Origin of the sequence: Prevotella sp. 10(H), from assembly GCF_000711235.1 — a bacterium.
Taxonomy (GTDB): Bacteria; Bacteroidota; Bacteroidia; order Bacteroidales; family Dysgonomonadaceae; genus Dysgonomonas.
On the sequence record NZ_JOMI01000007.1, the window covers coordinates 558863 to 580602 of the forward strand.

Here is a 21740-nt window from a genome sequence, read left to right on the forward strand (position 1 = left end):
AAATTGAAGGTAAAAGGAATAAGGATTAAATATAAGAAAAATGAAGATGAGACGATTATTACAGGTATTTCTGGCGTGTATGGCTGTTGTCGGTTGCATGCAGGCGCAGAATAAAGATGCGAAGATGGATAAATTCATCGACGATCTGATGGGTAAAATGACATTGGAAGAAAAAATCGGGCAGCTGAACCTTCCGAGTTCAGGGGATATTACTACCGGACAAGCAAAGAGTAGTAATATTGCCGAGAAGATAAAGAAGGGGCAAGTCGGCGGACTGTTTAATATAAAAGGAGTAGAAAAGATTAAAGATGTACAGCGCATCGCCGTAGAAGAAAGCCGCTTGAAAATCCCGTTGATTTTCGGTATGGACGTTATCCACGGATACGAAACAGCCTTTCCCATACCATTAGGACTTGCTGCCACATGGAATATGGCTGCTATCGAGCAATCAGCCCGTGTTGCCGCTATCGAAGCCAGTGCTGACGGTATAAGCTGGACATTCAGTCCGATGGTCGATATTTCCCGCGATCCACGCTGGGGACGTTTCTCGGAAGGTAGCGGAGAAGACCCTTATTTGGGCGGACAGATAGCAAAAGCTATGGTTCGCGGTTATCAGGGAGAAGGAGATAAGGCGTACACTTTGAATTCAAATATAATGGCCTGCGTAAAACATTATGCCCTTTACGGTGCAGGTGAAGCAGGTCGCGATTATAATACGGTGGATATGAGCCGTATCCGCATGTTCAATGAATATATGTATCCATATCAGGCAGCCGTGGATGCAGGAGTAGGTAGCGTTATGGCTTCTTTCAACGAAGTGGACGGAGTACCCGCTACTGCCAGCAAATGGCTGATGACGGATATACTACGCGATAAATGGGGCTTCAAAGGCTTTGTAGTAACCGATTATACAGGAATTCTGGAAATGGTTGACCATGGTATCGGTGATTTACAAACGGTATCTGCCCGTGCCTTGAAAGCAGGTATCGATATGGATATGGTAAGTGAAGGTTTTGCTACTTTAGGAAAATCTTTTCAGGAAGGAAAAGTAAATCAGGCTGAGATAGACCGTGCATGCCGTCTCATCCTTGAGGCTAAGTATAAACTCGGACTATTTGCAGATCCATATAAATTCTGTGATGTAAACCGTGCCAAGAAAGATATATATAAACCCGAGCATCGTGCTATCGCACGTAAAACTGCTTCTGAAAGTTTTGTATTGCTTAAGAATGCTAATAATACGCTTCCTTTGAAAAAACAAGGCACTATCGCTGTTGTCGGTCCTTTGGCAAATAGTCGTTCCAATATGCCGGGTACATGGAGCGTCGCCGTAAATCTGGATGTGCCTAAAACAGTAGTTGAAGGTGTACAGGCTGTTGCAGGAAGTAATGCGAAGGTGGTTTATGCGAAAGGCAGTCACCTGATTAGCGATGCAGCCTATGAAGAAAGAGCGACTATGTTTGGTCGCACACTGAACCGGGATAAAGAAACACGTTCGAATGAAGAAATGCTGAAAGAAGCACTGGATATTTCAAGAAATGCCGATGTAATTGTTGCAGCATTAGGCGAATCGTCCGAAATGAGCGGTGAATCGAGCAGCCGTACAGAATTGGATATTCCCGATGTGCAAAAGACTTTATTAAAGGAGTTATTGAAGACCGGAAAGCCTGTAGTGCTAGTATTATTCACAGGCCGTCCAGTAACTCTTACTTGGGAAGATGAGAATGTACCTGCTATCCTTAACGTGTGGTTTGGTGGCACGGAAGCGGCTGAAGCAATAGGTGATGTACTATTCGGAGATGTAAACCCTAGTGGTAAATTAGTAGCTACTTTCCCGAAGAATGTAGGACAGATTCCATTGTTCTATAATCATAAAAATACAGGCCGTCCGTTACAGGAAGGTAAATGGTTTGAAAAGTTCCGCAGCAATTACCTCGATGTGGACAACGAGCCTCTTTATCCGTTCGGTTACGGACTTAGCTATACAACATTTAACTACAGTGATGTAAAACTGAGTTCAACTTCTATAACCAGCAACGGTGAACTTACAGCCAGTGTAATGGTGACTAATACCGGTAGAGCAGACGGTGCGGAAGTCGTTCAGCTATATATCCGCGATATTGTAGGAAGTGTTACCCGTCCTGTAAAAGAACTGAAAGGTTTTGAAAAGGTATTTATTAAAGCCGGAGAATCGAAGACTGTCAGTTTTAAAATCACACCTGAACTGTTGAAGTTTTATAACTATGACCTCGATTATGTTTTCGAACCGGGTGACTTTGATGTGATGATAGGCGGTAACAGCCGGGATGTAAAATCGGCACGCTTTACGCTGAACTAATTCTCTAAAAGAAGCTAATATGAAAAAGATATATATTCCTTTTATTTTGTGTATGCTGCTAGTAATTATTGGTTGCAAACCGAAGCCTGCTGCCAACACTACAGATGATAAGGATAAAAAGAGCGAAATATCGGACGAGGCATTGCTTGACAGCGTTCAGCGCCGTACATTCAATTATTTCTGGGATGGTGCCGAACCAACCAGTGGAATGGCCCGTGAGCGCTTCCATGTGGATGGCGAATATCCTCTGAATGATAAAAATACAGTAACAGCAGGAGGTAGTGGATTCGGTATTATGGCTCTCATTGCAGGTATCGACCGTGGCTATGTTACCCGTGAGCAAGGCCTGGAACGGATGACAAAGATTGTTTCTTTTCTTGAAAAAGCTGACTCGTTCCACGGGGTATATCCTCACTGGTGGGATGGCGAGACAGGCAAAGTGAAAGGCTTCAGTGAGAAAGATAACGGTGGCGATTTAGTGGAAACGTCTTTTCTCTTACAAGGTTTACTTGCCTTACATCAGTATTATGTAGATGGTTCGGATGCCGAAAAGGCATTGGCCGCACGTATCGACAAAATATGGAAGAATGCAGACTGGAACTGGCACCGCAATAGCAAAAACGTATTGTACTGGCATTGGAGTCCAAAGCATTCGTGGGAGATGAACTTCCCGATACGCGGCTACAATGAATGCCTGATAACATATGTACTTGCTGCTTGTTCTCCTACCCATGGTGTTCCTGCCGAGGTATACCATGAAGGTTGGGCAGAGGGCGGTAAGATAATCGAGCCTCACGAACTGGAAGGTTATCCTTTGAATATGCATTATCAAAGTGTGAGCGGAGTAGGGCCGTTATTCTGGGCACATTATTCTTTCCTTGGACTAAATCCTACAGGACTGAAAGACAAATACGCTGACTACTTTCAGGAAATGAAGAACTATACGCTTATAAACCGTGCTTACTGTATCCGCAATCCTAAAGGTTATAAAGGTTATGGAGAAGACAGTTGGGGGCTTACAGCCAGTTATTCTGTAAAAGGATATGCAGCCCATGAGCCGGAAGAAAAAGGTGACCATGGGGTGATTTCGCCTACTGCGGCTTTGTCTTCCATTGTATATACTCCGGAAGAGTCAATGAAAGTAATGAGATATCTATATAACAATTTGGGTGATAAGGTGTGGGGACAATACGGTTTCTATGATGCATACAGCGAAACTGAGGATTGGTATCCGCAGCGCTATCTGGCAATAGACCAGGGGCCTATTGCCGTAATGATTGAAAATTACCGCTCGCAATTACTATGGAATCTCTTTATGAGTCATCCTGATGTAAAAAGCGGTTTGAAGAAATTAGGATTTGAATCGTCTGTATTATATTAAATACTCTTTATTTGATTAAGGGGGCGTGTAATCTGCTCTCTTAATCATTCTTTAAAACACATTATGAAAAGAACAAGCGTAAGCATTGTCGCTATCTTTATATTAATATTCACTGTCGGGAAACTTTCGGCCCAGCAGAAAACATACTGTAACCCAATCAATATAGATTATGGTTACGGCCCTATACCCGATTCTGTGAAATGGGGTAAACACCGTACTTCTGCCGACCCTGTTATTGTAAATTATAAAGGGGATTATTACCTTTTTTCGACGAATCAGACAGGTTACTGGTGGAGTAGCGATATGCTCCATTGGAACTTTGTTTCGCGGCAATTCCTAACTGAAGATTTAAAAGCACAGGTTCCTAACAAATGGGACGATCTGTGTGCCCCGGCTGCATGGGTACAAGGCGATTCGCTCTGTGTATTCGGTTCTACCTATTCGCGTCTTTTTCCTATCTGGGTAAGTACCAATCCTAAGGCAAACGAGTGGAGTAAGGCTATAGACCGACTGGATATCGGAGGCTGGGATCCTGCTTTTTTTGTAGATGACGATAATAAACTATATATGTATAACGGGAGCAGCAATGTATATCCGTTATATGGTATAGAACTCGATAGACAAACTTTTCAACCGATAGGCACACGCAAAGAACTACTACTTTTAGATTACGAGAAGATCGGCTGGCACCGTTTCGGGGAACATATGGATAATACATTCCTAAAACCTTTTATGGAAGGGGCATGGATGACCAAGCACAACGGAAAGTATTATCTGCAATGGGGAGGTCCCGGAACGGAGTTCAGTCATTATGGTGACGGAGTAGCAATAGGTGATAGTCCACTCGGGCATTTCGAGCATGTGTCACTGCCATTAAGTATGAAAGCAGGTGGTTTTATCCGTGGTGCCGGGCATGGGGCTACCTTTGAAGACAGATGGGGCAATTACTGGCATACGTCGACTATGGTTGTGAATGTAAAGAATAACTTTGAGCGGCGTATCGGTATCTGGCCTGCAGGCTTCGATAAGGATGATGTGATGTATTGTAATACGGCATTCGGAGATTATCCGCATTATATACCTAACGGGGAAGCTAACCATTTAGAAAGCCGTTTCACAGGTTGGATGCTTCTTAACTATAATAAGCCTGTGCAGGTATCTTCTACATTGGGTACTTTCTATGCAAATAATATAGTCGATGAAGATATAAAGACGTACTGGAGTGCAAAGACTGCCGATAAAGGCGAATGGTTGATTTCCGATTTGGGAGATGTTTCTACTGTGCATGCCTTACAGATAAATTATGCCGATCAGGATGCCGGGTTTATGGGTAAGCAACAAGATATTCATCATCAGTATCTAGTCTATTATTCCCTCGATGGGAAAAAGTGGCAAGTTCTGATTGATAAGAGCAAGAATACAACAGACGTTCCGCACGACTATGTAGAACTGGATAAACCCGTAAAAGCGCGTTACCTGAAGATGGAGAATATACATATCCCGACAGGGAAATTTGCCATATCGGGATTCCGCGCATTCGGTTTTGGGTCAGGAGAAAAACCTGATAAGGTAAAGCAATTTATTCCATTGCGAGGAGATACGGACAGACGTAATGTGTGGTTTAAATGGCAGGTGGTAGATAATGCTTATGCATATAATATATATATCGGTACCGATCCGGATAAATTATATAACTGTGTAATGGTGCACAATGCGAATGAGTATTACTATCCGGGTATGGATAAAACGAAGCCTTACTATTTCGCTATAGAAGCCATTAATGAAAACGGCACATCGGAATGGGTGAGGGGAGAAGCTTTATAGTTATCTTTAAGCTTTAATATTAATATTTTAACTATGAAAAAAAGCTATATCCTTTTTGTACTGCTTTTATGTACGGTATCCGGTTTTGCACAGTTTAAGAATGCGTCGTTCATGGTAAACGGGTATGAGTTACCATATCTGGTAATGTTTCCCGAAAACTACGATGCAACGAAACAGTACCCATTAGTAGTAATGCTCCATGGCGCAGGCGAGCGCGGTGATGATAATCAAAAGCAATTGGTACACGGTAAACAGTTTCTTACAGATCATTTTCTATCTGCTTATCCTGCCATTGTTATTGTGCCTCAATGTCCGGCTAAGAATTACTGGTCGAATGTAATCAGGCATCAGATAGATAATAAGATGAAGTTGACTTTCGGCCTCACAGACGAGCCTACGCAGGCAATGCAAACAGCTATGTGGCTTGTAAAGGATTGGTTGGCGTCAGGTAAGATAGATGTTAGCAGGGTCTACATCGGCGGACTTTCGATGGGCGGTATGGGAACGCTCGAAATGCTTTGGCGTATGCCTCAGACTTTTGCAGCTGCATTTCCGATATGCGGTGGAACAGATCTAAGTAAGCTTCCGTTGTATGCGAAACAGACTGCAGTCTGGCTTTTTCATGGAGATGAAGACCCGATAGTTCCGGTACAGAATTCGAGGGATATTTATGCGCGGCTTAAAGAACTGGGATGTGATGCCGAATATACAGAATATAAAGGAGTAAATCATGGCAGTTGGTTAAATGCTTTTGAAGAAAAGGGTTTGGTGCCATGGCTCTTTAATCATAAGAAATAAAAGGTTGTTTAGGTTATTTTAAGGTGAGGTTGTTTAGGTATAGGCTGTATATTATAAATTAATATCAGTCCTATTTCGTAGTGTGAAAAGGCTGTATAATCTTGTTATTATACAGCCTTATTTTGTTATACCACTAATATCATTCTTTAAGATTTTTATTGTATATTTACAGCATAATGCCATAATAAACAGAACTAATCTATCTAAAAATCATGAAAAAAGACGAAAAGAAAGATGTTAACCGCAGGGAATTTCTCCGGCTGTCAGCCTTAGGTTTGGCCAGTCTGACGATTATTCCCAGTTGGTCGATGAACGGAGTGCGTATTGCTCCCAGCGACAGGGTTGTATTAGGTTTTATCGGTTTAGGCCAGCAGGGACTTTCCGATTTTTCCAGTTTCAGCAGTTGCCCGGGAGTTCAGGTTGTAGCCGGTAGTGATGTCGATTCTCTAAAAACAGAACGATTCAGAAGGCGTATCGAAGCATGGCAGAAAGAAAAAGGGATGCCTGTTCGCTGCGACAAATACGAATTCTATGAAGATCTACTCAATCGCAAGGATATAGATGCCGTATCTATTGCTACACCTGACCATTGGCATGCGCTGACTGCAATAATGGCCTGCCGTGCCGGAAAAGATGTATATTGCCAGAAACCGCTCGCTTATACTATTACCGAAGGTCTTGCTATGGTGGAAGCCGTTAAGGATAATAAACGTGTATTGCAGGTAGGAAGCCAGCAACGTTCGAGCAAAGAATTTATCAAGGCAATAGAACTGGTGCAGGCCGGAAAGATAGGACATATAGAAAAAATATATGCCAAGGTTGGTGAACCGCCAAGACCATTCGACTTACCGGAACAACCTGTACCCGATAATCTCAATTTTAATCAATGGCTGGGGCCGTTAAACGACCCGAAAGTACATTATAACTCGGCACTATGTCCTGCTATTTCGCTAGAGCCTGAGAAGAATGAAAACTTCTGGGCAGAATGGCGTTGGTTCCATGAAACCGGGAACGGATATACCGCAGACTGGGGAGCACATATGTTCGATATTTCACAAGCAGCTATAGGTATGGACGGTTCAGGACCTGTGGAATATATTCCAAAGGGATATAAGGGGGCTGAGTATCTGACTATGAAATATGCGAATGGAATTATTATGACCGAACAGCCTTACAGGGATGATAATGGAGGTCAGGGTATAAAATTTATTGGAGATAAAGGCTGGATTCAGGTCTCACGCGGATTTATCGCCTGCTCGGATCCATCTTTACTGAAAGAAGATGAAAAGACGACCAAAGGAGTAAAGGCCGGGGAATTTGAAGTGAGTTCGCCGCACATGCAGAATTTTATAGATTGTGTCCGTTCGCGTAAGAAACCGGTTGCCTCGGTAGAAGTCGGCTGCAGTACTAATACGCTTTGCTGTCTGGCAAATATAGCTACGGAACTGAAACGTCCTGTAAAATGGAATCCGGCAACACTGACATTCGTCGACGATAAAGAAGCCGAAAACCACAGGTTGTACAGGTACGATTACAGAAGCCCGTACAAGATATGTGGATTGTAAGATTTAAATACTGAGAGCCTGCAAATCGTTGCAGGCTTTTTCAATTCATACTTTCTTGTTGTAATTCTTTGAGCGCTTTTATAGCTTCTTTCGCCTTTTCTTTTTGGACAAAGATATGGTCGTGATAATATGCTGCAACTACATTAGCGCTTATATTCTTTGATGCTAATTTACCCGCTATTGCAGCGGTTAGTCCGACTGCGTCCAGACTGGAATGAATAGTCAGTGAGATAAGGCTGAATACCGATTCAAAAGGAATACTATTAGCTATAGCGCATTCTTTTGTAATAATCAGGGTCAGTCCTTCCTTTTCTTGGAAAGAACTTATCGGGCTCAAATACATTTTATCAGATAACGATTCATGAGGAAATGTGCAAAACACAAACTCCTCCGTGTGTAGTTCCGGTTCCAGTGATTTCAGTAGTTCGTTCAAGTTCTCAATTCCATTCATAAGCTCAATTCTTTGCTCATACATATACTGTTTGCATTTCCTTTATATTGCCCGAAATTTGGGATTTGTGAGTAGCCTTGTTTCAGATATAAGTTTATAGCCTCTGTTTGTTTACTGCCTGTCTCCAGTACAACAATCGTAAATTTCTCTTTAGCTGTCTGTTCCTCTAAATAGGATACTATCTTTCCGGCAATGCCTTTACCTCTGAATTCAGGACTAACATATATCCTTTTTAATTCAACTGTTCTTTCATCCAGAATCTTGAAGCCGCCGCAACCAACAGCTATATTATCTCTATATGCAAGTACTACAGCATCGAGAATAGAAGTAGAATTAAACTCATTCATCTTCGACTGATATTCTGTGCCGTAACGGGAATCCAAGTCTTCATTCAGGTTAGATACCAGCTTTTGAAAATCCTTATCATCCTTCTCTACTCTTATTATTCTAATCGTTCCTTCGCTTTGCATATATGAGTTCATCTAAATATTCTCCATTCTTATAAAGGACTTTTTCCAGCTCGGCTTCAAGTACAAACCCGGCTTTTTCCAGTACACGTTGCGATTGAATATTTGTGCCGAAAGGACGGGCAAATATCCTGTTGATATCGAATGTTATGAATCCGTATTCTACAATCTCTTTAATTGCTCTTGGCATAATGCCGTGTCCCCAATATTCTTCCGATAGCCAGTAGCCCATTTCTGCATTCTTACTATGGATGTCGGTTTGGGGAAATATGCCAATAGAACCTACTGCTTCTCCATGAACGTCAATAGCGAATATTTGAGCCGGCTTTTGGATTGCTATTTTGGACAGAAATCTTTCTCCGGCAGCTATAGTATAAGGATAAGGAAAACCATCGGTTAGAAATCTTGCTATATTATAATTATTGGCATGTTTTGTCAGACTTTCTAAGTCGCTATCTTTCCATTCCCGTAAAGTGAAGTCCATATCGTTTAGTTTTGAAATCAAAGTTAATTCTATTATCCGGATTTGTTAAGTGCTTGTAAAAAAATATGAAGACAGGTTATGGAATATGGCTCAAAAATCTATCTATGAGATAAACACAAATATTCATTTTAAATATATAACCTATGAAAGCTTCTGTAATTTGTATAGCCGTTTTATCAGGAATAATGCTGTTTTCGTGTGGTAATAAGAATACGAAAACTACGTCGCCTACCGATACTCCAATTGCTCAGGTGGAACCTCAGTCAGATATTTTAGAAGACCCTGTACCTCCGCCCCCTCAGGCAGAAATATTTGCGCCCCCTGTTGTAATGAATGATGAAGTAATATCCGATCAGGATGAAATACAGATGTCAGCAAACGAGCTTAAAGCTTCGGACGATAAACATGCAATTGAAATTATAGAATTAACGAATCATAAAATAGTTGTTGAAGAAAGCGAAGCCCCAGCGGTTTTTTGCTATGTGGAGTCGCCTCGCGAATCATCCTACGACAGGCAACGGAATGAAGAATACAGCCAGTTTGCAGAGAATAAATTCCATATGGTAAAAGAAGAGCCGCTTTCGACTTTCTCCGTAGATGTGGATGCTGCATCTTACAGCAATATGCGGCGCTTTATCAATCGGGGAGAGTTGCCATATAAGGATGCCGTACGGATTGAGGAATTGATAAACTATTTCAGTTATGATTACCCTGAACCGACGGGCGAAGATCCTGTAAGAATAGCAGGGGAAATAGGCGCATGTCCTTGGAATCCGCAGAATAGATTAGTAAGGATAGGGCTGAAAGCTAAAAGTCTGGCTTCGGATAATCTTCCGGCTTCTAACTTTGTGTTCCTTATCGATGTGTCGGGTTCTATGAGAGGGCCTACACGCCTCGATCTGGTAAAGTCATCTCTTAAACTCTTGGTGAACAACCTGCGGAAGAAAGACCGTGTTGCCATTGTAGTATATGCAGGTTCGGCAGGCGAGGTACTACCTTCGACATCGGGTGCCAACAAACAAAAGATAAAAGAGGCTTTGAACAACTTATCAGCCGGAGGTTCTACAGCCGGAGGAGCAGGCATTCAAATGGCATATAAGATAGCGAAGCAGAACTTCATTAAAGGAGGCAATAACCGTATCATATTATGTACAGACGGTGACTTCAATGTGGGAGTATCCAGCAATGAGGGTTTACAGCAAATGATAGAAACCGAGAGAAAGTCCGGCGTATTCCTTTCCATACTCGGTTATGGCATGGGTAATTATAAGGATAGTAAGATGCAGACTCTTTCGCAGGCCGGCAACGGAAATCATGCTTATATCGACAATCTGCAGGAAGCTAATAAGGTACTTGTTAATGAATTCGGAGCGACTATGTATACTGTCGCTAAAGATGTGAAACTACAGATAGAATTCAACCCGAAGAAAGTACAGGCATACCGTTTAGTAGGTTATGAAACCCGCATGCTGAATAAAGAAGACTTTAACGACGATAAGAAAGATGCCGGAGAAATGGGCGCCGGACATACCGTAACGGCTTTGTATGAAGTGGTACCTGTAGGCGTCAAAATGAATGTGGCCGGGAATGTTGACCCGTTGAAATATCAGGCTGAGAATAAGTCGCCACTTCAAAGACAATTGGATAACAGCATGTATCCCGACCTTCTTACCGTGAAGCTAAGATACAAACAACCCAATGGAGATAAGAGCAAGAAAATAGAGCTGCCATTAATCGATAATTACCGGAATGAAGTATCGGATGATTTTCGCTTTGCTGCTGCTGTTGCCATGTTCGGGCAAGTTATGAAAGATTCCGAATACAAGGGAGAAGGTTCTTATGATAAGGCTATCGAATTGGCACAATCCGGTTTCGGAAGCGACTCACAAGGATACAGACGGGAATTTGTCCGTCTGGTGGAAACGGCTAAAGGTTTGGCTAAAAATTAGCGGAGCAATATACTAAACTACTACTCGCTTTGTGGAGATGAAAGAGGATGCCGTCCGCGGGCATCCTCTTTTCTGTATTCTTAGGTTAATTACCAGATATCGGCACGTTTTTCCTTCGGTATGTACAGTGAATCTTTCTCTGATATTCCGAATGCTTTGTACCATGCATCCATATGAGGAAGAGGCCCGTTTACGCGCCATTCGCCAAGAGAATGAGGGTCGGTTTTTGTCCTGCGAAGCATTTCTTCATCGCGGATATTTCCTGCCCATACTCCGGCATAAGAAAGGAAGAATCGTTGCTCAGGGGTGAATCCGTCTATTTTCTCTCCGGCTTTAGCTTGGTCTGTTTTTTCAAAAGCATTGTAAGATATCTGTAATCCGCCGAAGTCGCCAATATTCTCACCAAGGGTAAAATCTCCGTTGGCAAATACCCCCGGCAATACTTCTATATTATTGAAATGCTGAACCAATACCTGCGCTCTTTCGGTAAACTTCTTGGAATCGTCGGCTGTCCACCAGTCGGCAAGGTTTCCGTCTTTATCGTATTTGCTGCCCTGGTCGTCAAAGCCATGCGACATTTCGTGGCCGATAACTACCCCGATTGCTCCGTAATTGACAGCATCGTCAGCATCCATATAGAAGAATGGCGGTTGTAATATTCCGGCAGGGAAACATATTTCGTTAGTTGTCGGGTTATAATATGCATTTACCATTTGCGGTGGCATATGCCATTCCGACCTGTCGACAGGCTTGTCGATTTTCTTTATCATCTCATTGTATGAGAACTTGTTTGCACGGACGATGTTTGCCCAGTAGCTGTCATCTTTCTTTACTTCAAGGCTAGTATAATCTTTCCATTTATCCGGATATCCTATTTTTACATTAAATGTATTCAACTTTTCCTGAGCCTTTTCCTTTGTTTCGGCACTCATCCATGTGAGATTATTGATGCGTTCACCTAATGTGCTTTGTAGGTTCTTTACCAACTTAAGCATTTTATCTTTCGCTTCGGCAGGGAAGTACTTCGCAACATACATTTGCCCTACAGCCTCACTAAGTGAATTGTCTACCATGTTTACAGTTCGTTTCCAGCGTGGCTGCAATACTTTACGACCACTCAGCTGTTTTCCGTAAAAATTGAAATCAGCATTTACAAAATCGTCGCTAAGGGAAGTTGCCGCTGCATTTATCAGATTCCACGAAAGATAAACTTTCAGGTCTTCGATAGGAGCTGTTTGTATTAGTTTTACAGCTGTAGCAACCGGCTCTATCTGGCATACATTCAATTCTGTAAACCCTTTGACATCCGCAGCATCGAAAAACATTTGCCAATCAAATGCAGCCACAGATTTGTTAAGGTCTTCCACCTTCATCTTATGATAGTTAAGTTCCGGCCTGCGGGTGTCTTCTTTCTTGAAGTGGTCTTTAGCCAGTGCAGTTTCGATTTTAAGTATGGCGTCTGCCGATTTTGCAGCATCTGCATCTGCGTAGCCGGCATTTACGAACTGTGTTTTAATCAGTTCGGAGTAGCCTTTGCGTAATGCAACAGATGTTGAATCGGTAGCGAGGTAATAATCACGCTCGCCAAGTCCCAAGCCGCCCTGATATAGCTGAACTATGTTCATCGAACTGTTTTTATCATCTGCTCCTACATAAATAGTGAAAAAAGGAGAATTTGCATACATTCTCAATTCTCCGGCTAGCTTTATAATATCTTCTTTGCTCGATGCTTTATTTATTGCATCCAGCTGCTCTTTCAGAGGTTGTACACCTTCTGAATTCAGCTTGGTACTATCCATACCTAAAGCAAATAGGTCACCGATTTTTTGTTCTACCGATCCTTGCTTATGCTCAGTGGTACCCAGTTCCTCGATAAGTCCTTTAATCTGTTTCTGATTGTTTTCTATTAACAGTTCGAAAGAACCATATCTTGAATATTCGTCTTTTATCGGATGAGCCTTAGCCCAGCCGCCTGTAGCGTATTGATAAAAATCATTGCCGGGGATAGCTGTCGTATCCAGATTGGCAATATCAAAGTTTTTTGTTTCCACTTTCGTCTGAGTGTTAGTCTTGTCTTTGCAACTTATTGAAGCAAAGGCGAGAACAGCAATTGGTAAATAATAAATTGTTCTCATCTTTTAGTTTTAATTTATTAGTATGTAAGTTTCATTTTAACAAATCTATTGGAATATAGTTCTATCCGTACAGAATTATGGCTGATTTTTATTCAACTCTTCCAGTTCCGTTGTAAACTCTTCCCATTGCTTCATATCATTTTCCAGTTCTTTAGTCAGTTGCCCGTGCCTTTCGAATAGAGAAGTATCAGCGGCGCTTTCGGGTGTTGCAAGCTTAGCTTCTATTTCAGCTTTTTCGGTTTCTTTCTTTTCTATAAGCTGCTCTATTTCCGATATCTGCTTTTCTGCACGTTTTATCTGACGGCTGAGTTCTTTCCGTTCTTCATACGACAGCTTGATTTCAGGCTTTTCTACTGTTTTTTGTTCATTATTAGCTTTTGAAGCAGAATTAGATGTACCTATCTCTAATTCTTTCAGGCTATCCATTTTTTTCTTTTCAAGGAACTCATAGATGCCGCCAAGATGTTCTTTTACCTGTTGATTTCCGAATTCATATACTTTGTCCACCAATCCGTTAAGGAAATCACGGTCGTGCGATACAACTATTACTGTACCCTCGAATTCTTTCAAAGCACCTTTTAATACGTCTTTAGAACGCATATCGAGGTGATTGGTCGGTTCATCGAGAATGAGTAGGTTTACCGGCTCCAACAATAGGCGAATCATTGCCAGCCGGCTGCGTTCACCCCCTGATAATACCTTCACTTTCTTATCCGAAGCCTCTCCTCCAAACATGAAAGCGCCAAGTATATCCCTTATTTTTGTACGGATATCGCCAACCGCTACATAGTCGATAGTTTCGAATACGGTCAGGTTTTCATCCAATAGTTGTGCCTGATTCTGAGCGAAGTATCCTATTTTTACATTATGTCCGAGTTCCAGCTTTCCTTTAAAATCTATCTCATTCATAATACATTTTACGAGTGTAGACTTACCCTCACCATTCTTACCCACAAAAGCCACTTTATCACCTCTGTTGATTGTGAATGTTACATTCTTGAATATCAGATGGTCGCCGTAGCTTTTCTCTACATCCTCTGCTATCACCGGATAAGAACCTGAACGCGGCGCCGGAGGAAATTTGAGGTGTAGCATGGCATTATCTTCATCGTCCACTTCGAGCCGTTCCAACTTATCCAGTTGTTTTATGCGGGATTGCACCTGTACGGCCTTAGTCGCTTTGTAGCGGAACCGTTCTATAAACTCCTCTGTTTTTTGTATCTGCTTCTGCTGATTCTCAAAGGCACGCATCTGATGCTCGCGGTGTTCCTTACGCAATTCGACGTACTTGGAATAAGGCACTTTATAATCGTAAATGCGCCCCAGAGATATCTCGATAGTACGCAGTGTAACGGCATCGAGGAATGCACGGTCATGTGATACGAGGATAACGGCATTCGCCCTCGTTGCCAGAAAATTTTCGAGCCATTGGATAGATTCTATATCCAGATGGTTGGTCGGTTCGTCCAACAGCAATACATCAGGCCGTTGGAGTAATATCTTTGCCAGCTCGATACGCATACGCCAGCCACCACTGAACTCGCTGGTAGGACGGTCAAAATCGGTGCGCTTGAATCCAAGCCCGGCAAGGGTCTTTTCTATCTCCGCCTGAAAGTTATTTCCTCCCGACATCATAAACTGCTCATTGAGATAAGATGATCTCTCTATCAGATTATGATAGGCATCCGACTCATAGTCTGTCCTTTCTGCCAGTTGTTTATTCACATATTCCAATTCAGCTTCCATTTTCTGTATGTGCTCAAAGGCAAGCGATGCTTCTTCAAAGACAGTATTGCCTTCTTTGAGCGTCATATGCTGGGGCAGATAGCCGATAGTTAAATCTTTCGGATAGGCAATGTTACCTCTTGTAGGCGGCTGAATACCTGCAAATATCTTAAGCATGGTAGATTTACCTGCGCCGTTTTTGCCTACGAGCGCTATCCTGTCTTTTTTATTTACAACAAACGATATGCTGTCGAAAAGGGTAAATCCTCCGAACTCTACCGTTAGTCCTTCTACTGAAATCACAATGTATATTTTTTAAAATCTATGCAAAAGTAGGTAATTTAATTGAGAGCAGATACAAAGTTTTAATTTTACATTCATTAACAAAATTTAGTTAAAAGGTAACAAAAGTAACGGATTTTTCAGTTAGCAGTCAACAGTTATCAGTGAACAATGATTATCTCGCAAAGGCACTCATTCGCAAAAGTAACAAAAGTAACAGAATTCCACCATTTACTTATTATTTAAAATTTCAAAGAGCAGACAGTAAATAACCATACATTATAGATAAACAGCTAATGGTTTTATACAAAAAAATGCCGGATAAACATCCGGCATTTCAACTATATATTAGGTTTTTATTATTCGGCAGGAGTTGATTCCCCTTCCAGTTTCTTAATCTGCTCTTCTGCTTTATTCCTCATATTCGTTGCTTGTTTTTCGGCCTCTTCTACAAGTTTTTTGCCTGCACCCTTTGCTGCTGCTTTTGCCAATGGATTGCTGCCTGCTTTTTCTATCAGGTTGTCCGATTGTTTTTTAGCTTCTTCCACTAATTTTTTCGCGGCATTATCTGTTTCAGTCCGTATCTTTTCTATCTGCTTGGCTTTTTCCTCTCCAAGAGAAGCAGTATTGCCATCGCTGTCTTTTCCTCCGAGCAGTCCACCGATGATCGATGATGCAGCATCGCCTACAAGTGCTTTGGTATCAACACCGATTTTCGGACTGGAGAATGTTCCGCCGATAGTAATAGGTACGTTGTTTATATAATTATTGGCAAGGCTTTTCGGTAAAGTAACAGTTCCTTTATAATTGATGCTTTGGTCGAGCCCAGTCGAACCTTCCAGTTTCATCATGCCTCCGTTACCGATATTTATATTGAACGGCTTAGTGGTAATCTGCCCATTATTAATGGTAAATGGCAGATTCAGGTCTTTGGTAGAGAATGACTTCAATGCATCCGTCTTAAGTGCCGATGATAAGGCAGTCAGTGCAGCCACATTTTCTATTTTTACGTCACTGGTCTGCAGTGCCCCGTTTCCGGTAAGGCTGGCGAGGGTTTGCATAATAGATTGTCCGAGAGATGTATTAAATTTCAGATTCATAGAATAAGTACCTATCATATTTTCGAAGATAGGGGCGAATTTCTGAATAGATTCGACCGATTTAAATGTCTCGGCAAAAGATACTTTAGACAAAGCAAGATCGAAATCAACTTTAGGATTTTTTGGGTCGGAAGTATTGTAAGAGCCGCTCACTTTACACGAACCGCCCAATGCATTTGCACTTACATTATTGAGTGATAAAATTCCGTTTTTGATACTCATACCGCCCGCCATATTGGTAATGTTGATCTTACCGTATATGATATGGTTTAATGCTGCATTCAGTGCAAAGTCTATATTCTTCGGTATGATTATATCTTCGGAAGTTGCCGTTGTATCGGCCGCTGCAGTACCTGCTGTTTCGCTGCTGATAAAATCATTGGCATTTAGATAACTCGATTTAATGTTTAGCTGACCTTTCAGTGTCTGGTCTTTCAATGCATAAGCTATGAAGTTCTCGAGACGGCCATTTGCAGATATATCGTTCTTGCCAATTTTCACATCCAGAGAAGGCAGATTTACATAACGTGGTGTAAATTCGAGTGTAGCATTATTAATCCATACTTCCGGCATATCGGTCGCTTTGTATGCCATATTGTTCAGTTTCAGATTCCCGGATGCCGATACGCTTTCATACTGTTCTTTCTCGATAGCTGACATCCTTGTGGCAACATTTATATCGGCCGAAATAATACCGTTCAGTTCGGTTCCTTTATCGAGCGGATAAACTTCTTTAATCATAGCCAGATTAATGGTACCATTGGCATGTGCTTTAAGGTTCGGGTCGCTCATTGGCGTAGTGATGTTTAGATTTCCACTAAAAGGATTCCCGCCCAGATTGAAGCTAAACTTACTAATATCTACAACCATATTATCGAGTGAACCACCCTTACTATTTATTGCTACCGCAACATTGATATCGTTTACTGCCTTAGGCAATGACGGATACTGGAACATCGCATCGTTTACCATAATCTTGACATCGAATGCCGGATAGGTTTCGTCCTGCATCAGACCTTTGATATATGCATCCAGCGATGCTGTACCGGATGTTTTAATGTCTTTGAAGTCATTGGTATACATGGCTGGAAGCAGTGAAAGAATGTCTTTAAACTGAGTATCGGGTGCGTTCAGTTTCAAATCGAAATCCATACCTTCATAATCTTTTCCTATCATAGCAAAAGAGCCGTCGATAGATGCTTTCAACTCATTCAGTTGCAGATTACTTTCTGTAAATGTGAACTTCATATTATCGAAGTTGGCATTCAGTTTGGCATCAGCCTTTGCTTTTACTTTGCTCAGGTAAGGTATGCCGTCCATAATAAAGGACGTTTCATCGATGGTTGAACCTATATTTAAAGTGGTTTCACTTGCAGAAAAGTCGCCCGATATATTAGCATTCAGCTTGTTCAGGATAACTTTCATTTTGGTAGAATCGTCCTGATAGATAACATTGCAATCATTCAGCGTTATCTTCTGCAAACTCAGGTTAAATGGTGTACTGCTTTCCACTTCGGCTTCAGTAGCAGTAGAATCTGCTTTCATGATATCGTAATTGGCGCGCCCGTCGGCCAGTATTTTGGCATAAACTGAAGCTTTATCCAAATTTATCTTGGATATTTTATAATTACTTCCGAAAAGGCTCATGATATCGATAGTCACACTTGCCGATTTTGCCTGTAATAAGGTGTCCTTTTCGAAATCTCCTACACCGATAATGCTGGCTTCGTCGAGTGATAAAGTTGCATTGGGAAAGTTGGAGAATAGGTTCAGACCGAAATCTTTGATATCTACTTTTGCATTCAGTTGCTCATTTGCAGCATTCAATACTGCGGTCTTAATCTTGTCTTTAAAAAGAAAAGGTATGGAAATCATAGCTACTATGATAACTGCCAATATTATACCTACAATAGTAAGTGCTTTTTTCATATGATCTGATTTTTGTAATTTCTTGTGTTTGTATCTTCCTGTTTATAAACGTAAAGTTTGCGTTTTTCTTCTAAAAATAGGGCGAAAAACATGTTAAAGGTACTGATTTTTCAAAGAAAAGGGAAATATAGGATGCAAAAATGAAATTAAAGGAATATATGACTAACGTTTCTGAATGGCTTTTATAGCCTTATTTAGTAAAGGAGAAAATGTTATTTTATATATAATGCAGGCAATATATGATATAAAAATAACTATGGATAAGTGTATGAGTGCCAGTACAAAAATGTATAACTGGCTTTTACCGTATATATAAATGGAAGTATAGGCACGTACCATACTATTTATTACGAACATAAACATACTGATGGTACCAATAAAGTATATCGGTTTTTCTATCAGTTTCGGTAATTTATCGCATAGCGGATATAATAAAATCATTATAAGTACTGTTGCGGAAAGAAAACTCAAGGGATGAATATACTGATAGAAATTGGATAAAATAAATACGATAAGAGCAGCAGGCAATACAGTTTTATATTTTAACCGTATATCCTTAAACATGGCAAGTCCTATTCCTAAAATGAACTCAGGCAGGTGACCTACAAAATTCCCGAAAATAGGAAAATTGAAACTTTCTGTTAATGGCAATAATACGTATATCAAAATAACAGAGCCGACCAAGCTAATATAAAATCCCTTCATTTTATATTTATTCAGTAAATTATATAATAGCGGAAATATCAGATACAACTGGATTATGAGACTGAAATACCACCATGTGCCTGAATGTGGATAATACAGAATAGTGTCGTATGAAAAATTATTATATAGTAGGAGTGTTGAGGAAGCGAACGAAAAGAAAATATCCGTATTGATCCTGCCGAAAGGATAAAGGATAGCAAAATAGCACATTAGTCCAAACACCATTAAAACATATATTTTCAGTAGTTTTGGTGTTATGTATCTCCCATAACCGGAGGGCTTATTATTCATAAACTGTTTTGCTAAACCATATCCGCTTGCAAAAATGAATATCTGCACGCCGAAATGACCGAAGTATGTAAAGAAGTAATTTATAAAGCCTCCCGGATCGTTTTTGAGGTGAATTAATAATGTATAAATATGTTCATTTTCGAATGTAAATTCATTCTCTCCGATGGTATTTGCCCAATGGAAAAAATTATGCAGTACTATACACAACATTCCTATCCCTTTGAATACTGTGGTTTGATTTTTTGATATATTGTAAAGGTTAAGGCTCATTCTTTATTGCTTAAACCGTGCATATACACTCAAAGGTAAGTGTTTTCCCGATTTTTCAGGCACAATCAGTTCTCCAAACTGACAAATTTTTGCATTTGGAAAATAATCTTTAATCAGATTTTCAGCTATCACGGCCGAGAATCCCATAGAATAAAGATTGAGAATAAGGAATGAATCTTTAGCTTCGAGCAGGTTGCTGCAAAGCGCCATCAGTTCGGCTATATTTTCTTCCAGTATCCATTTTTCACCGTCAGGGCCACGTCCGTATGCAGGCGGGTCGAGTATGATACCGTTATATTTCTTTTCTCTCTTGACTTCACGACGGCAGAATTTCAGAGCATCTTCCACTATCCAGCGGATATTGTCGAGGCCAGATGCTTCCATATTTTCGCGCGACCATGTAATAACCTGCCGTACGGAATCCACATGAGTGACATCTGCGCCTGCACTTTTCGCTGCAATGGATGCACCACCGGTATAGGCAAAAAGATTGAGGACCTTTGACTCTGCGTTTTTCGTAGCTTTGATAGTGTCGTAGATAAAATTCCAGTTTTCGGCCTGTTCAGGGAATATACCGACATGCTTGAATGAGGTCAATCCAAGCCGGAATTTCAGGTTCATTTCCTTATACTTGTAGCTGATAAACCATTGGTCGGGCATACCTTTCTTTTGTATCCATGTGCCTTTATCGTTCCCGTCCTGCGAGGTTTTGCTTTTTTCCCTTTTGAAAGTTGCGTCAGCTGTGTTTTCCCATTCCAGCTCACTCAGAGATTTTCTCCACACAGCCTGAGGCTCGGGTCGGCGGATAGTGTATTTGCCGAATCGTTCCAGTTTTTCGTATTCTCCCGAATCGATCAGTTCGTAATCAGTCCAGTATGTCGGTTTTAATAATTGCAGATTCATTTTCTCCTGTTAAGTCTAATTTTGACAGCCAAGTCAAAACTAATTTGATGTTCGTAACAAAATCTTTTTTCCATAATGGAATTTAATCTTACAAAGGTAGGTTTATAAACGATACCGAAAGTAATAGTATTGAAAAAATAAATATATCCGTTGAAAACCATACCGAATGTTGCGTATTTACGTTTGGTTGTATATGGTTCTGCGATTTCCTGGTTATAGCCATTTTTGTTAATCCAGATATCCGGAATATAATATTGAGTACTCCACCAATCTGTATATGCATGATTTAAGCCATAACCAAATGAAAATTTTTTAAACCGGTGGTTATGGGAAGCTGTAATGTGATACATGTTAAACCTTCTTTTGTCATCATATCCGTCATCTCCACAGCCGATAGTAATATCTCCCCCAAAAGTAGCGCTTGCAGAGAGGTTAACAAATCTGTTATTTCTGTAGTAATAATCTAATCCTCCCGCAAAGCCGAGAGCCGACCCTCTCTCCATATAAGAAGTCGGGGTTGGCTTCAGTATGGTATATCCCGGATAAAGGAGAGGGAAAGAAAGGTTGAAATAAATATCACCTTTTTGTGGAAAGTACCTCTCTTTAATTAGTTTTTTATCCGATTTATATTTTTGCCTGAGGAAATTTATTTTCTGATCACGTCTCATATTTTTAGCCTTATTAGTAGCTGATAATAAGTTCAGGCTATCATCAAATAAAAGAGTGTTTTTATATGAGAATCTTTTTGAGGAAAGGAGATCTATACCCATTCCCGGCCATAGGAGCGGATATGCAATATTAACATAGTAAAGGCCTGATAATTTAGATTTTATACTTATATCTTTAATTATAGTGTCCTTCTTTATAGTGAAACGTAGAGAATCCTTACTTCGGGGAACAGTTAACTTAACGGAGTTATACTCTTCAATTTCTTCCGATTGTAATGTGTCGGATTCATATACAACTTCCATCGGATTTTCGGTATAAATGGATACATCCATATTCTTTTTACCGACTAATGTTATACATGATGTGGAGAGTAGGCATATTATAAGCATTCCCCATGCAAAGTGTTTATGCATAGCATGTTTTTTAGGTTATTATTGCAACGAAGATGTATCTGCTACACCTTTTAACTATGAT

At 40.8% G+C, this 21740-nt stretch carries 15 protein-coding genes; 6 read left to right on the forward strand and 9 right to left on the reverse strand.

What is annotated here, in order from left to right; genetic code table 11:
• The first annotated feature begins 40 nt into the window (after positions 1-40).
• The 5 genes from bglX (at position 41) to K348_RS0113880 (ending at position 7906) form a co-directional block, all read left to right on the forward strand.
• Positions 41-2338 (forward strand): beta-glucosidase BglX, encoded by a 2298-nt coding sequence (gene bglX, locus K348_RS0113860; protein ID WP_029905723.1) that lies wholly within the window; start codon positions 41-43, stop codon positions 2336-2338.
• Positions 2339-2357: 19 nt separating this feature from the next.
• Positions 2358-3719: a glucoamylase family protein gene (locus K348_RS0113865; protein WP_029905724.1), complete on the forward strand. Its 1362-nt coding sequence runs from the start codon at positions 2358-2360 to the stop codon at positions 3717-3719.
• A 63-nt stretch (positions 3720-3782) separates the two neighbouring features.
• Positions 3783-5543: a family 43 glycosylhydrolase gene (locus K348_RS0113870; RefSeq protein WP_029905725.1), complete on the forward strand. Its 1761-nt coding sequence runs from the start codon at positions 3783-3785 to the stop codon at positions 5541-5543.
• Between the two features lie 33 nt (positions 5544-5576).
• On the forward strand, positions 5577-6341 hold the full coding sequence (locus tag K348_RS0113875; RefSeq protein ID WP_029905726.1) for a dienelactone hydrolase family protein: 765 nt from the start codon (positions 5577-5579) through the stop codon (positions 6339-6341).
• 212 nt (positions 6342-6553) lie between these two features.
• The gene (locus K348_RS0113880) at positions 6554-7906 is read left to right on the forward strand and encodes a Gfo/Idh/MocA family protein (RefSeq protein ID WP_029905728.1); all 1353 of its coding nucleotides are present in this window, start codon (positions 6554-6556) and stop codon (positions 7904-7906) included.
• 40 nt (positions 7907-7946) lie between these two features.
• Here K348_RS0113880 and K348_RS0113885 read toward each other — a convergent pair whose 3' ends face one another.
• From K348_RS0113885 to K348_RS0113895, 3 genes are read right to left on the reverse strand one after another with little or no spacing between them, the layout of a single operon-like run.
• A complete protein-coding gene (locus tag K348_RS0113885) occupies positions 7947-8357 on the reverse strand; it encodes an ACT domain-containing protein (RefSeq protein ID WP_029905730.1) in 411 nt (136 codons plus the stop codon).
• The gene (locus K348_RS0113890; RefSeq protein ID WP_029905732.1) at positions 8354-8827 is read right to left on the reverse strand and encodes a GNAT family N-acetyltransferase; all 474 of its coding nucleotides are present in this window, start codon (positions 8825-8827) and stop codon (positions 8354-8356) included. Before K348_RS0113890 ends, K348_RS0113885 begins: the two co-directional genes overlap by 4 nt.
• Complete coding sequence (locus K348_RS0113895; protein WP_029905733.1) at positions 8805-9308, reverse strand: GNAT family N-acetyltransferase; 504 nt, start codon at positions 9306-9308, stop codon at positions 8805-8807. Before K348_RS0113895 ends, K348_RS0113890 begins: the two co-directional genes overlap by 23 nt.
• A gap of 143 nt (positions 9309-9451) precedes the next feature.
• On the opposite strand from K348_RS0113895, the gene K348_RS0113900 reads away from it, so the two are divergent.
• Positions 9452-11257, forward strand: a complete 1806-nt coding sequence (locus tag K348_RS0113900) for a VWA domain-containing protein (RefSeq protein WP_029905734.1) — start codon at positions 9452-9454, stop codon at positions 11255-11257.
• Between the two features lie 89 nt (positions 11258-11346).
• Here the strand turns inward: K348_RS0113900 and K348_RS0113905 are convergent, their stop codons facing one another.
• The 6 genes from K348_RS0113905 to K348_RS0113935 all read right to left on the reverse strand — a co-directional run bounded on the left by K348_RS0113905 (position 11347) and on the right by K348_RS0113935 (position 21679).
• The gene (locus K348_RS0113905) at positions 11347-13392 is read right to left on the reverse strand and encodes a M13 family metallopeptidase (RefSeq protein ID WP_029905735.1); all 2046 of its coding nucleotides are present in this window, start codon (positions 13390-13392) and stop codon (positions 11347-11349) included.
• A 75-nt stretch (positions 13393-13467) separates the two neighbouring features.
• The gene (locus K348_RS0113910; protein ID WP_029905741.1) at positions 13468-15420 is read right to left on the reverse strand and encodes an ABC-F family ATP-binding cassette domain-containing protein; all 1953 of its coding nucleotides are present in this window, start codon (positions 15418-15420) and stop codon (positions 13468-13470) included.
• A 338-nt stretch (positions 15421-15758) separates the two neighbouring features.
• On the reverse strand, positions 15759-18428 hold the full coding sequence (locus K348_RS0113915) for an AsmA-like C-terminal region-containing protein (protein ID WP_029905743.1): 2670 nt from the start codon (positions 18426-18428) through the stop codon (positions 15759-15761).
• A 162-nt stretch (positions 18429-18590) separates the two neighbouring features.
• The gene (locus tag K348_RS0113925; protein ID WP_029905745.1) at positions 18591-19694 is read right to left on the reverse strand and encodes an acyltransferase; all 1104 of its coding nucleotides are present in this window, start codon (positions 19692-19694) and stop codon (positions 18591-18593) included.
• Between the two features lie 3 nt (positions 19695-19697).
• Entirely contained in the window at positions 19698-20597 is a 900-nt protein-coding gene (locus tag K348_RS0113930; protein WP_029905747.1) for a class I SAM-dependent methyltransferase, read from the reverse strand.
• Positions 20594-21679, reverse strand: coding sequence for a hypothetical protein (locus K348_RS0113935; RefSeq protein WP_156032892.1), 1086 nt, complete (start codon positions 21677-21679; stop codon positions 20594-20596). The genes K348_RS0113930 and K348_RS0113935 overlap by 4 nt, the downstream gene beginning before the upstream one ends.
• Between the last annotated feature and the right edge of the window lie 61 nt (positions 21680-21740).

Bases quoted from the DNA above. Each gene is read 5' to 3' on its own strand.
- bglX (WP_029905723.1), top strand. From the start codon at position 41: ATGAAGATGAGACGATTATTACAGGTATTTCTGGCGTGTATGGCTGTT.
- K348_RS0113865 (WP_029905724.1), top strand. From the start codon at position 2,358: ATGAAAAAGATATATATTCCTTTTATTTTGTGTATGCTGCTAGTAATT.
- K348_RS0113870 (WP_029905725.1), top strand. From the start codon at position 3,783: ATGAAAAGAACAAGCGTAAGCATTGTCGCTATCTTTATATTAATATTC.
- K348_RS0113875 (WP_029905726.1), top strand. From the start codon at position 5,577: ATGAAAAAAAGCTATATCCTTTTTGTACTGCTTTTATGTACGGTATCC.
- K348_RS0113880 (WP_029905728.1), top strand. From the start codon at position 6,554: ATGAAAAAAGACGAAAAGAAAGATGTTAACCGCAGGGAATTTCTCCGG.
- K348_RS0113885 (WP_029905730.1), bottom strand. From the start codon at position 8,357: ATGAATGGAATTGAGAACTTGAACGAACTACTGAAATCACTGGAACCG.
- K348_RS0113890 (WP_029905732.1), bottom strand. From the start codon at position 8,827: ATGCAAAGCGAAGGAACGATTAGAATAATAAGAGTAGAGAAGGATGAT.
- K348_RS0113895 (WP_029905733.1), bottom strand. From the start codon at position 9,308: ATGGACTTCACTTTACGGGAATGGAAAGATAGCGACTTAGAAAGTCTG.
- K348_RS0113900 (WP_029905734.1), top strand. From the start codon at position 9,452: ATGAAAGCTTCTGTAATTTGTATAGCCGTTTTATCAGGAATAATGCTG.
- K348_RS0113905 (WP_029905735.1), bottom strand. From the start codon at position 13,392: ATGAGAACAATTTATTATTTACCAATTGCTGTTCTCGCCTTTGCTTCA.
- K348_RS0113915 (WP_029905743.1), bottom strand. From the start codon at position 18,428: ATGAAAAAAGCACTTACTATTGTAGGTATAATATTGGCAGTTATCATA.
- K348_RS0113925 (WP_029905745.1), bottom strand. From the start codon at position 19,694: ATGAGCCTTAACCTTTACAATATATCAAAAAATCAAACCACAGTATTC.
- K348_RS0113930 (WP_029905747.1), bottom strand. From the start codon at position 20,597: ATGAATCTGCAATTATTAAAACCGACATACTGGACTGATTACGAACTG.
- K348_RS0113935 (WP_156032892.1), bottom strand. From the start codon at position 21,679: ATGCATAAACACTTTGCATGGGGAATGCTTATAATATGCCTACTCTCC.